We start from the raw sequence: 12,345 nt of genomic DNA, 5'->3' as shown, positions 1-12,345 counted from the left end.
GAAATGCGGGGTGTTACGGGTGTTGGTAACTGCTCAGGCAGGCTGAGAAGCAAGCTTCATCCTGCTCGGTCAAGGCCTGGGAGCTCGCCAGCGTGAAAATCAACACGTTAGAAGCCGTAACAGGGAATACAGCCTGACGTTGGTGCAGGGTCTGGCCCTTTTGCGGATGATAGCGGGAAAGCAGCGTGATGCCGTGGAACAGGCCATCGCCCAATACGGCGGGCTGTTCGTCGAGAGCCTGGTACTTGCGCAAGCCTTTTTGCAATACCTCACGCTGACGGGCCAGGTAGGCGGCAAAGTCTTCGTCGGGGCGCAATTGGTCACGGGAGATGTTAAGCGATGGCCCGGATGGCGCGATCAGAATATTGACGGTCTGCTCACGGTATCCGGCAGGCAAGGCAATGCTACCTTCAGTGAAAACACAGCGTGGTTCTGAAATCGGGGTCATCCTTGCGCTCCATGCAAAGTCCTTATCAATGGTGGGTAGATTTACCACAATACAGAGCGAAAAACGATAATGGAAAGGGTAATTAGATTAATAAATCTGTAGATTTTAGCGCAACAGCAAAGTAACAACCTGGCTGATTATGGTAGCGGCGTAGCATTGCAGCATCCTGCCTGGGGCAGCCGATGTTGCTTTCCCTGCGCTCCAACCCCAAGACTCTCCCTTCTCTAGAACCTGCCTAGAAGCGATTGAATCCCTTCTCTTTTGCGAGCATGATCGCAATTACTTTCGCCGCCCGCCAGGATGCATTGATGAAAACCAGCCAAGAACTGCAAACCGCCATCTCTCATCTGACCCTGTGGCGCAGAGGCGATCAGCGTGCACCACATAAGCCATTACTGTTGCTGTATGTGCTATCCCAATATCAGCAAGGGCATGAGCGGCTGTTCAATTACGGCGAAGAAATCCACGCTCCCTTGCTGGCATTACTCAATAGCTTTGGCCCGCAACGGCGCGACCATTACCCCACCATGCCGTTCTGGCGTTTACGCGGCGACGGGTTCTGGGAGTTGCAGAATGCAGAGCTTTGCAGCCCGCAGAAAGGCAGTAAAGAGCCGCCGAAGCGGGAAATTATTGAACATGGCGTCAGCGGTGGCTTCGACGAAGAAAGCTACCAGCTGCTACGCAGCCAACCCGCCCTAATCGACAAGCTTGCGCAGCAAATCCTCTGCGAACATTTCCCCGACAGCGTTCAGGAACTGATAGCCAACCGCCTGGACTTTCAGCTTGATGGAATACGTAAAACACGCGACCCAGCATTCCGGCAAACGATCTTACGTGCCTATAACTATCAATGCGCGGTGTGTGGCTACAACCTGCGTCACGACAGTACACCCGTTGGTTTAGAAGCAGCCCATATCAAATGGAAGATGCACGGCGGCCCATGTACCGTGGCCAACGGATTAGCGCTGTGCTCATTGCACCACTCCGCATTTGATATGGGAGCGATCGGGCTTGATGACAGCATGAAACTACTGGTTTCAGCAGGCGTGAACGGTAGTCAGATGGTCGAGCGATTGTTCTGGGATTTTGCCGGCAAGGCAATTTGGCTACCCAAGAGCGCAGAACATTATCCTTTGGATAGGTTTGTTGAGTGGCACCGGGGGCAGGTGTTTAAGGGGTGAAGCATCTCCCCAGAAGCAAACAACGCCGAACTCACCTAGGCGCTATTTTTATAAATAAATTAGCATTGCTGATATAATCGCTTAGCCGAGACAATTTGATTCAGTTAAGGATAAACGTGAAACACTACAAGGTGATAACCCCGCTATTTCCAACCTATGCTCAGGTCAGAGCCATGCTCAAGGCTGTGGATGGTCTCCAACTAAAATCCGTCCGCAATATGATAACAGCCGTTCATGAACAAGCTGGCACCCCACAGAACCCCGTTGATTGGTCAGAACCTGATAGCTGGATCAAAGAAAGACTCAAGGGTGAGGATGCTGAAATAGCACAACGGATTTGGGATACCGATGAACATGTTCTCAATCCACGGCACAGCTACGGCTGCTATATGTTCATCAACAATTTCGATTTCATGGAAACCGATGACGGAGGGCTATGGCATCTAACGGATAAAGGTAACCTTTTCCTGGCCGCAGATGAATCAACAATTCGGTTGCTAGATGACGAAGAGGGTATTCTTCAGCTCTTGGAGCTTCTCGCTAGCAGAGAACAATCAAAACGCGCCGATCTCTTGCCTGAGTGGCAAGCCTTCTTGCATCAACACTCCAAATTTGCATCGCTGAGTTCCATCAAAACAACCCTGCATGCTCGCCTCTACAACCTTGTTGATCGTGGCCTGGTTTCCAGAGAGGGTATGAGCTATCAGATCACCGACTCAGGTCGTTCCTGGCTGAGCAAAGCACTTCCGCTTCGTGAAGAAGATCCGAGGAAGGAGCTGTTAGGGGCCATTAAGCGTTATAATCTGAAGCAAAAAGAGTCGTTACGCGAACATATTTGCACCATGAATCCCTATAAATTTGAGCAACTTGTCGGTCAGTTGCTGGAAGCCATGGGATATGAGCAGGTAGAGGTCACTAAAGCTTCAGGGGACAAAGGAGTTGATGTCGTTGGTAAGGTCCAGGTTGGTATAACCACAGTGACAGAGGTCGTTCAAGTTAAGCGGATGCAAAATAGCGTCCACCGCCCACTCATCGACCAATTACGTGGTGCTCTCCCCTATCATAAGGCAATCCGGGGGACGCTGATCACCACGGGCAAGTTTGCTGCCAAATGTGCAGAAGCTGCGCTTTACCCAGGAGCCGCGCCAATCACATTAATTGACGGTGACCGACTATTGGAGTTACTGATTGAAAATAACGTCGGGATCCGTAGAAGCCATGCTGTCGAACTACTTGATGTCGACCTACAGTTGTTTGATGAGTTAGATATGGATAGTGACGCTGTTGTTTGATGGTTTGGGCAGCTCGGGTTTTATACCTAAGCTGCCAGTCATTACCTGACTTGCCTCAGCCACCTTTCAGCATATCAAACACCACGCGAGCAAACCCTTTGGCAAGTTCCGGGTTAGACAGATACTGCATCATCATTTCATGCTGAGCTTCGTTACTGTCCATGACCGCATCATCAATCGCTTTCGGGAAGTCACCCAGCATTGCCTGTTCGCGGGTATTGTTGGCAATCTGCGTCATGACGGTTTGGTTTTCAGAGAGCTTGTCACGTACCGCAAACGCATAGTTAACCATGTCTTTATCGGTAAGGTTGTCCGTAATAAACAGCTCATTCAAACGCTCTAAAATATGCGATAGGAAAGCCTCTTTCTTATCTTTCGGCTTAGCCGTACCCACGTCATTACCCGGTTCAAGTTGATAATCCGCCGCGTCCTCTTGCAGCTTGATATGCTGTTCCCGAATTCTCGATAACCGATAGTGGCTCATCACGACATTATCTAAATCCACGTCGTCTTCCTGCACGTTCTTTTCTTGCAACAGCGGCCTGAGATGGCGGGCATACAGGCTAAGTTTCTCCAGGTCCCGATCTTCATACTCGACGATCTGCGACATAAACTCGTAGAACCGAACAAAGCTACCCAAGTCTTTTTTGAAGATTTCTAAGCGATCTTTCTCTTTTTTGCACTCTTTAAACGTATTCTCAGCATTGGCGATTAACACCGCATCCTGCGTTTTCTTGGTGCGTTCAAAGATTTCTTTTGCCTGAATATAGGCTTCAATGGCAGAAAGATAGCGCTTTTCCCAGCGCTCTTTTGCCGGTTTGCAGATGTTGCTGATAGCGGCGTTAGACTTGTTTTTGGTAAAGAAAGCGGTGCAAAACTGCTCAACTTCGCTCCAGGTGAAAATGCCACTGGACCGGAGTTTTTCGAACAGGTCGAACACCAGATCAGGATCGGTCACGTCCATCAGTTCGGCGGTCTGATAATACGGCTGGAAGGCTTGCAGGATGTCATCAGGCTGGTTATAAAAATCGAGGATGAAAGTGCCACATTCCACCTTACCGGGATAAACACGGTTCAAACGTGAAAGCGTCTGCACACATTCAACCCCACCTAAGGGTTTATCCACATACATGGCGCACAGTTTCGGCTGATCAAAACCGGTTTGGAATTTGTTGGCAACCAGCATCACCTGATAATCATCGCTGTCGAAGGCTTTGCGCATATCGCGGCCTTTTAACCCCGGGTTCATATTAATTTCGGTGAACTTGTGGTTCAGCAGCGCCAAGCTGTCTGGATCGCCCTCGTTAAACTCCACCTCGCCGGAAAACGCAACCATGGCATTGATATGCTGATAGTTATTCTCAATGATGTATTTGTCGAAAGCCAGCTTGTAACGCACGGCCTCTTTACGCGAACTGGTCACCACCATCGCCTTGGCCTGCCCACCAAGCAGGTGAACGACGTGGTTCTTGTAGTGCTCCACAATCACCTTCACCTTCTGTGAAATGTTGTAATCGTGCAGACGCACCCACTGGCTCAGCTTGATTTTGGCTTTGGAGCTATCGACTTCTTTGTCGGCAGCCTCCATCTTTTGCACCAGCTTATAGGCCACCTGATAAGTGGTGTAATTCTTCAGCACATCCAGAATAAAGCCTTCTTCGATCGCCTGACGCATGGAGTACACATGAAAGGCCTCAGGCTTATTGGTCTTTGATGCCGGTTCATCAGGCTTAGGTAAACGGCCAAACAGCTCCAAGGTTTTTGGTTTTGGCGTGGCGGTAAACGCGTAGTAGTTCAGATTACTGCTTCCTCGCCGGGCTGCCATGGTGGCATTGATGGCATCTTCGGAAGTCAGCACCGTGTCGTCGTCTGTCTCTTCCAACATCAGCACTTCTTTTAACTGACGGGCAGTAGAACCGCTTTGGGAAGAGTGAGCTTCATCGGCGATCACCGCGTATTTTCGCAGTTTCAGGCTGACACTGTTTTCAATCGCTTTTAGCACAAACGGGAAGGTCTGGATGGTGACGATGATAATCGGTTGCGAGTTCTCTAGCGCAGCGGCGAGTTTTTCTGATTTTGAGCCGTCGCCTTCTTTATTATTGATACGCCCCACCACGCCGTCGGCATGTTCAAACTGATAGATAGTGTCTTGCAGCTGATCGTCGAGTACGGTGCGGTCGGTAACGACAATCACCGAATGGAACTGCTTTTCGCCGTTGGCATCATACAGCGTAGAGAGTTGGTGGGCAGTCCAGGCAATCGAATTGGATTTACCGGAGCCAGCGCTGTGTTGGATCAGGTATTTATTGCCAGTGCCCTCTTCAACTGCGGCACCAATCAGTTTACGCACCACGTCCCATTGATGATAACGCGGGAAGATCAGCGTTTCTTTCTTGGTTTTCAGCCCGTTCCAGTCTTCTTTTTCTTCGATTTGCAGATGAACGTAGCTGCCTAAAATATTCAACAGGTTGCTGGGCAGTAACACCTCATTCCACAGATAATCGGTGGCATAACGGTTTTGATCGTCGGGAATGTCGTTACCCGCCCCGCCTTCTTTGGTGCCTTTGTTAAACGGCAGGAAGAAGGTTTCGTCCCCTGCCAGTTTAGTGGCCATAAACACTTCATATTGGCTAACGGCAAAGTGCACCAGCGCACCGCGTTTAAAGCTGAGCAACGGCTCCGACTTTTTGGTGATTGGGTCTTTCGGTAGACGGGTTCTTTTATACTGCTTGATGGCGTTTTGTACCGCCTGCTTAAATTCGGATTTCAGCTCCAGCGTAGCGACCGGCAAGCCGTTGACGAACAGCACCAGGTCAATGCGCCAGCTCTTGGCTTTGCTGCCGGTTGCGGCAAAGTGCTCCGCATTGGCATAGGGGCTGTAAACCAACTCCGGTACAATGCGGCAGATGTTCTGCTGATAACGCGCCAGCGTTTCCGGGTTTAGCTCATGTTCGGGTTTAAATTGGCACAGAGAGAAACGCGCATTGCGGATTTTTAACCCGTGGCGCAATACGCCCAAGGTGCCATAGGTGCGGGACAGGGTATCGGTGGCATTCACATCGGCTTTTTTAAGCTGGGCTACCAACGCATCCAGAAAATAACGCTCGGTGTCATTTGGGTAAACCTTGGCGAACTTCGCCCATTCCTTTGGTTGGCTGACTTGCACAAAGGCCAGCACATCCGGCGTATACACAGCACGTTCACGATCGTAGCCGTCTGATTTACCGACAATCCAACCATTTTTCACCATCTGCTCGATCATTTCATTTTGAAAGATCAGCTCCTTGGTAGTGTCTGTGCTCATGCCGTCGCCTCCTGTGGCTCCTGATGGGTTACTACGTCGTGGGTAGGGGCCATCCAGTTGCGCACGTCGATTTTACCGGTTACGGCGGCGGAGATTAGAGCGGTGCGGCGTTCTTGGAGCAGTTTAACCTGTAAAATAGCCTGATTTACTAGCTCGTTAAATTTTGTTAACTGTTTATTTATGTAATCTGAAATAATATATTGTTCTTTTAATGGTGGAAATACACCGAACACTTTCAAAAGATTTATAATGGATAAGCGCCTCAGTGCGGCCCCTTTAACAAAACTTTCCACTTGCTCTTTGACAAGTGAGCTTTGCAACAGAAAATCCAAGAATTCAGGAGTAACCATCATTCTATCAGGACGAATAATTATGAGTGATGACGCCACCACAAACTCGATACTTGACGGGGTTATTGCCGTTTGTCCAATCGTCCCATCCTTACTAAAAAGAATATCCCCTTCCAATGGCATACAGCCTGCTTTCACCAGATAATCATAGCTTTTTTCTGAAGTCAAAAGAGCATTTTCGAATTCAATCATACCATTTTTTATATCTTTTATTGAAACGAAGTAGTGTTCTCCTCCATCAGTTTCTGGCGAAATATGTGCGCCATCAGTAACCTCTTTACATTTGTATTTAAATAAGCAAACATCCCAATAATCCGGTACTTCACCCAGCCACTCAATACCGGAATCTTTCATTGGCACATCAGAACTTAGCCCTTTGGTGACAGCATGGCTAATCACTGCATGACGTTTTTCCTTTAGCAGTTCAATCAGTTGCTGCTGTTTCTCAATGAGATCGTCTATTTTTGCCGTTTCATAGTCAAGAAATGCAAAAATATTCAATTGTTCTTTTTTGCTTGGAAGAAGTAATTCAATGTTTCTGAATTCATCAGGATCTAAATCCCATTGATTGACTCTAATTCCTTTCGAACGACTAAGATATTGGGTAATGTAGATAATGTTTCTTACTAAGTAATGAATATACTTAGGGTAAGCAAGTTCAAATAAATTAGCACTTGGCTCATACACAAAGTATGCTGGGCTAACAATCCCTTCATATTCAGAAACTGCAATAGAACCCTGCCATGCTTTCATTTTATTAAGCACTAGATCATTAGGCTGAACCAGTTGATAAGGTGATAAATCGTCCGAGGGTTTATTGTTGTTATCATCACGACTGTTTTTAGGTACTACACCATAATCGCGATATACAGACAATAATTCTTTTTCGCTATAACCAGTTCGTTTAACTCGAGTGAATAAACGAGAAATAGCTATCGTGACCCAAGCCTTTGGTATCATACCCAACCACTCAACTCCAGAATCCTTATACTCTGGATAGCTTTGATACTTGCTCATTATGAATGCACCTCTTGCAGCAGCTTCATAATCTCGGCGCTGACCGCATCCAGATCCGCATCGATCTCTTTGAGGTCACGTGGCGGCTGGTAGACATAGAAATGGCGGTTAAACGGAATTTCATAGCCTACCACGCCAATTTCACCGTCTTTGGCATCGCGCTTGTCGGCATTGATCCATGCATCGGCAACGTGCGGCCTTACCTCACGCTCAAAGTAGCTTTCAATCAACATACTGGTCGCTTCGCTAGGGTCTAGCGGCACGTTCTCGTTATCACGCAGATCGGCGTCTTGCTCAAACTCCACCACCTTGTCCTTATATTCAAACGCTCCATACAGCGGTTGCGCAGCCTCTTTCAGCACTTTCTTCACCACAGGTTCGGCGTCTGGGTTTTTAGTGGTAATGGCGTCGATAAACTGTTTTTTCTCTTTGGTATCCAGCTTCACGTCGGCAGTTTTCAGTGCGCCTTTCAGGATAAGATCAAACTGGTTAAAGTCGTTACTTACCAGGTTCTTACCACCGGCTTTGCTGCCAAAAGCGGTTTGGATTTGCTGAGCATTTGCCATCAATGCGCGTTGGGTCAGCCACAGTTTCTTATCCAACAGATCCTTGATTTGCTTCTCTTTCAGATCGGGGAATTCGGCTTTGATAACCGCACGCGCCTCGACTTCAATCGCGCTAAAGTCAGCGTAATTAGCGTTATCCCACTGCGAACCAAACTCTTCATACAAGCGTTCCATCGGTGCAGCAAACGGCTTGGTTGCAAAACGTAGCGAGGCAATGGCCTCATCGGTGATTTGCGCAGACAAACGTAGCGGACGTTCGATGGTCAGGCGGCGATAGCCAAAATCGGTGCTGTTAAAGATCTTGCTGGCGAAGGTTTTCGGCGCTTCAGTTTTGCTGGTCGCGGACTGGCGACCACGGTTCGATTTCTGCTCTGGGGCTTTATCCAGGCCCAGTTCATCCAACGGTGTCGGAGCCACAACCTTGAAGGCACCGAAGGTTTGGGTGATAAGCTTAATGTCCTCTTCACCCATGATATTGCGCTTCGAGCCTAGCGATTTACGCATTTTGCCACACAGGTTGGTGCCATCAATCAGTTGCACTTTACCTTTACGATCGGCGGTTTTATTGTTGGACAAAATCCACACGTAGGTAGCAATGCCGGTGTTATAGAACATATCGGTCGGCAGTGCGACGATGCCTTCCAACAAATCAGACTCTAAAATATGGCGGCGGATTTCGCTTTCACCACTGCCCGCACCGCCGGTAAATAGTGGGGAACCGTTGAGGATAATGCCGATACGCCCACCGTCATTCACCGAACCATCCGCATTGCGAATGTCGCGCATCTTACTGATCAAGTGCAGCAAGAACAGCAGCGAACCGTCGGAGACGCGTGGCAACCCCGGACCAAAGCGTCCAGCAAAGCCTTTTACGCTGTGCTCGTTGTTGATCTCAGTATCAATCTTTTTCCAATCCACGCCGAACGGTGGGTTAGACAGCATGTAGTCAAACTTCTCAGTCGGTAGCTGGTCGTTAGACAGGGTATTTCCCAGCTTGATGCGACTGACATCTTGGCCTTTGATCAGCATGTCCGCTTTACAGATGGCGTATGACTCTGGGTTTAGCTCTTGGCCGAAAGCACGCATCACCGCATTTGGGTTCAACTCATGCACATACTCCATGCCTGAGGAAAGAAAACCACCGGTTCCTGCTGTAGGGTCGTAGATGGTACGAATGATGCCGTCTTTGCTAAGCACTTCATCGTCCTTCATAAACACCAATGAAGTGGTCAAACGCACAATATCGCGTGGGGTAAAGTGCTCCCCCGCAGTCTCATTCGAGCTTTCTGCAAAGCGGCGGATCAGTTCTTCAAACACCAAGCCCATTTCGTGGTTAGACACGGCGGCAGGGCTAAGATCGGTAGTGGCAAACTTCTTTACTACCTTGAACAGCAGGTTGGCATCGTTCAATTGGCCAACAAACTCATAAAACTTAAAGTGCTCAAAGATCTCACGTGCATCCTTTGAGAAGCACTGAACGTAGCTCTCCAGGTTATCCTTGATGCCGTTCTGCCCCATCTTGCCGAGATCCATCGATGAGGTATTGAAGAACGCCAGATCATTGGTTGCTCGCAGAATGAGCTTTTCCTGTGCTTCTTCCGGCAGGTTCATGGCTTTGACTTTTTCAGCCTGGGCCACCACCGCTTCTTTGCTCTCACTTAACACACACTCCAAGCGGCGCAACAGCGTGAAGGGTAGGATCACACGGCCATACTGGGATTGTTTGAAGTCGCCACGCAGCAGGTCGGCCACCGACCAGATGAAGGCAGCAATTTGAGAGAAGTTGGTGTCAGCCATAGAAGACCCTAAGAAGATGTACAAAAAGTTGGGGGAGATTATACACGAATCAATAAGGCTTGCTGTGACATCGGTGCGGATTAGTTAATGCCTTCAACGGGGTTCCCCCTCGCAAGCTCACCACTTTTCACCTCTCTAGCGAGCAGAGGATTTATCATATCCTGTAAAAATCAATAATTAGCATTGCAACGATGACATATGCAAATAAAAATAGTTTGAAATTACAGCTCATTTGTCGCATAAATATCTGAAGGGGCGCAGTATATTGCTGCCCCTATTTTAAGAGCATGAATAACCTTTATCAGCAATCTGATATCTAAATAAAACTTTAAGAAAAGGAATTCACGTAATGAATAAAATACTGAATAAAAAATTGATCATATCGATCATTTCCTCATCGGCTTTCATTACCGTATTGACTGTTGCGGTGATTTGGCTTTACCTATCAAATATCGATAGATTAGATATCTTTCATGATGCGGTAAATGTCAAATCAATTATGGGGATTATATTAGGGTTTGCAATATTATCGATATTGGGTTTCAGCATATTACTATTCATTTCCTCATTAATGTTAATTATTGCTTACGCTCATTATGAACGTAACCTGAAGAAATACAATGGAATAGAACATGATTTCGCTTTAACTGGTATGTTTAACTGCTTAATATCATGCTTATTATTAATTTTACTTACTTCTATTTTATATTACATCAAATTAAATAGTTTTATCATTATCTCATTATTTCTATTGCCTTCTATGTTTTTTAGCTTCTTCCTAACAAATAATAGAATATTAAAATCAAGAAAATACCTTTCACAGGACAGTAATGAAGAAGACAGTTTTCTTAAGAAATGGTCTACGAAATATTTTATGCCGTTTTTTTTACTCACCCCGGCAATTGCTCAAGTGCTTCCACTATTCTTTTTATTACAACAGTTTGAGGTTGCCGAAGGCAGTAAAGAATTTACACAGGCTAGCCTAATCATCATATTAGCCCTCATGTATACTATGTTAAGCATTTTACCTGGGACAATTTATATTAATGAAAAGAAAAATGGAAAAATATTACGCATCATTACTATCATATTAATATGCATACCAACTACCCTGGCAATTTTTTCAATATTTATCAGGCCTATACCAAACATGATAATAAACATGACAATGAATCTATCAGGTATCAGTGACTCGCGTATACATGAGTTTTATATTGATAAAAAAACCCATTCTCATACTATGTTTAATAGTGCACTGTGGAGCACCAGATACTATCAAGACATACCCAATCGGTTCTTTATCACTGGAGTAAACATATTCACTTTAGGCGATATCAAGTTAATTTGCCCAGCACGTATTATTGCCCCCCGAAAGGCAAGTCTAAAAATAACGCCTGACAACACCAATGAATACGATAGAAAAATAAAGCAATTAAAAGCAATTGCAATGCAATGTGTTCCACTGAATAAGAACGATATCTACACTTGGGATTCACCAATCTCAGACCCCATCTATTACTAAAAAATTAAAACCGCCAACGATAGCTCAATGCTAAAAATGCTCCACTTCCTGAAGTAACCCTTTTGGGCCGAACGTTATGTCGGCCCATCCTCACCCTAAGTACCGATACCCCATCCCATGCACGGTGCGGATCAGCAACGGATTATTCGCATCAAGCTCAATAGTCTTGCGCAACTTAGAGATATGCTGATCCAACGTGCGGCTGTTAGGCAGGAAGTCATAGCCCCAGGCGGCATCGAACAGCATTTCGCGCGTGACGACCTTGTTTTTATGCTGATAGAGGCACTCCAGGATTTTCACCTCGCGCAGTGAAAGCTCCAACCTCGCCGTCTGGCGCAGTGCGCACAACTCATTGGGGTACACGGTTAAATCACCAAAGCCAAAGCTGGCATCTGGCTGCGCGGTTTTGCTACGCAGGCAACGCCTGGCGATAGTTTTGATCCTGGCGCGGATCTCGTGAATGCCAAACGGCTTGCTGATGTAATCATCTGCTCCCAGCTCCAACCCGACCACCCGGTCGATCTCTTCATCCTTGGCGGATAGAAAGATAATCGGGATCTGCTCATCCTGTTTGCGGATCTCCCGACATACCGCGTAGCCATCCAGCTCCGGCATCATGATATCGAGGATGATAAAATCCGGTTTTTCCTGCTGATACATTTCCAGCGCCACTTTGCCATTCTCTGCGGCGATCAGGCTGTAACCCTCACGGGAGAGCGCTTCTACCAATCCCTGGCGAATGTTCGTATCGTCTTCAACGACCAGTATTTTCATTACGACTTCCTGTGGTTAATGCGATTAGCGGTGGCGATTACCGCCTGACGCGGGCGATATCATCGGCTTCAGCGCTGTGTTTTCCCCTCATCCC

Annotated in this window: 8 protein-coding genes; 3 read left to right on the top strand and 5 right to left on the bottom strand. The window is 47.1% G+C overall.

Annotated features, from left to right (window positions below):
* Positions 1-13: 13 nt before the first annotated feature.
* Entirely contained in the window at positions 14-448 is a 435-nt protein-coding gene (locus tag KAJ71_RS00320) for a DcrB-related protein (RefSeq protein ID WP_248943857.1), read from the bottom strand.
* Between the two features lie 308 nt (positions 449-756).
* On the opposite strand from KAJ71_RS00320, the gene KAJ71_RS00315 reads away from it, so the two are divergent.
* Positions 757-1,629 carry a phosphorothioated DNA-binding restriction endonuclease gene (locus KAJ71_RS00315; protein WP_248943856.1) on the top strand — a complete coding sequence of 291 codons (873 nt, stop codon included), beginning with the start codon at positions 757-759 and terminating at the stop codon, positions 1,627-1,629.
* Positions 1,630-1,745: 116 nt separating this feature from the next.
* Positions 1,746-2,921, top strand: coding sequence for a restriction endonuclease (locus KAJ71_RS00310; protein WP_248943854.1), 1,176 nt, complete (start codon positions 1,746-1,748; stop codon positions 2,919-2,921).
* Between the two features lie 55 nt (positions 2,922-2,976).
* On the opposite strand, the gene KAJ71_RS00305 is transcribed toward KAJ71_RS00310, so the two are convergent.
* The 3 genes from KAJ71_RS00305 to KAJ71_RS00295 are packed head-to-tail and all read right to left on the bottom strand — an operon-like array spanning position 2,977 to position 9,955.
* Positions 2,977-6,225 (bottom strand): type I restriction endonuclease subunit R, encoded by a 3,249-nt coding sequence (locus tag KAJ71_RS00305; RefSeq protein WP_248943853.1) that lies wholly within the window; start codon positions 6,223-6,225, stop codon positions 2,977-2,979.
* On the bottom strand, positions 6,222-7,592 hold the full coding sequence (locus KAJ71_RS00300) for a restriction endonuclease subunit S (protein WP_248943851.1): 1,371 nt from the start codon (positions 7,590-7,592) through the stop codon (positions 6,222-6,224). The genes KAJ71_RS00305 and KAJ71_RS00300 overlap by 4 nt, the downstream gene beginning before the upstream one ends.
* A complete protein-coding gene (locus KAJ71_RS00295) occupies positions 7,592-9,955 on the bottom strand; it encodes a type I restriction-modification system subunit M (RefSeq protein ID WP_248943849.1) in 2,364 nt (787 codons plus the stop codon). Before KAJ71_RS00295 ends, KAJ71_RS00300 begins: the two co-directional genes overlap by 1 nt.
* Positions 9,956-10,304: 349 nt before the next feature.
* Here KAJ71_RS00295 and KAJ71_RS00290 point away from each other — a divergent pair, with 349 nt between their 5' ends.
* Positions 10,305-11,477 (top strand): hypothetical protein, encoded by a 1,173-nt coding sequence (locus tag KAJ71_RS00290; protein ID WP_248943848.1) that lies wholly within the window; start codon positions 10,305-10,307, stop codon positions 11,475-11,477.
* A 90-nt stretch (positions 11,478-11,567) separates the two neighbouring features.
* On the opposite strand, the gene KAJ71_RS00285 is transcribed toward KAJ71_RS00290, so the two are convergent.
* A complete protein-coding gene (locus tag KAJ71_RS00285; RefSeq protein ID WP_248943847.1) occupies positions 11,568-12,251 on the bottom strand; it encodes a response regulator transcription factor in 684 nt (227 codons plus the stop codon).
* Between the last annotated feature and the right edge of the window lie 94 nt (positions 12,252-12,345).

This window comes from Serratia silvae (assembly GCF_023282985.1).
GTDB classification, from domain to species: domain Bacteria; phylum Pseudomonadota; class Gammaproteobacteria; order Enterobacterales; family Enterobacteriaceae; genus Chania; species Chania silvae.
Note: the sequence above shows the minus strand (reverse complement) of the source record. Positions and strands in the feature narration are given on the sequence as shown.

Coding starts and splice junctions, on each gene's coding strand:
- KAJ71_RS00320 (WP_248943857.1), bottom strand. CDS start 448: ATGACCCCGATTTCAGAACCACGCTGTGTTTTCACTGAAGGTAGCATT.
- KAJ71_RS00315 (WP_248943856.1), top strand. CDS start 757: ATGAAAACCAGCCAAGAACTGCAAACCGCCATCTCTCATCTGACCCTG.
- KAJ71_RS00305 (WP_248943853.1), bottom strand. CDS start 6,225: ATGAGCACAGACACTACCAAGGAGCTGATCTTTCAAAATGAAATGATC.
- KAJ71_RS00300 (WP_248943851.1), bottom strand. CDS start 7,592: ATGAGCAAGTATCAAAGCTATCCAGAGTATAAGGATTCTGGAGTTGAG.
- KAJ71_RS00295 (WP_248943849.1), bottom strand. CDS start 9,955: ATGGCTGACACCAACTTCTCTCAAATTGCTGCCTTCATCTGGTCGGTG.
- KAJ71_RS00290 (WP_248943848.1), top strand. CDS start 10,305: ATGAATAAAATACTGAATAAAAAATTGATCATATCGATCATTTCCTCA.
- KAJ71_RS00285 (WP_248943847.1), bottom strand. CDS start 12,251: ATGAAAATACTGGTCGTTGAAGACGATACGAACATTCGCCAGGGATTG.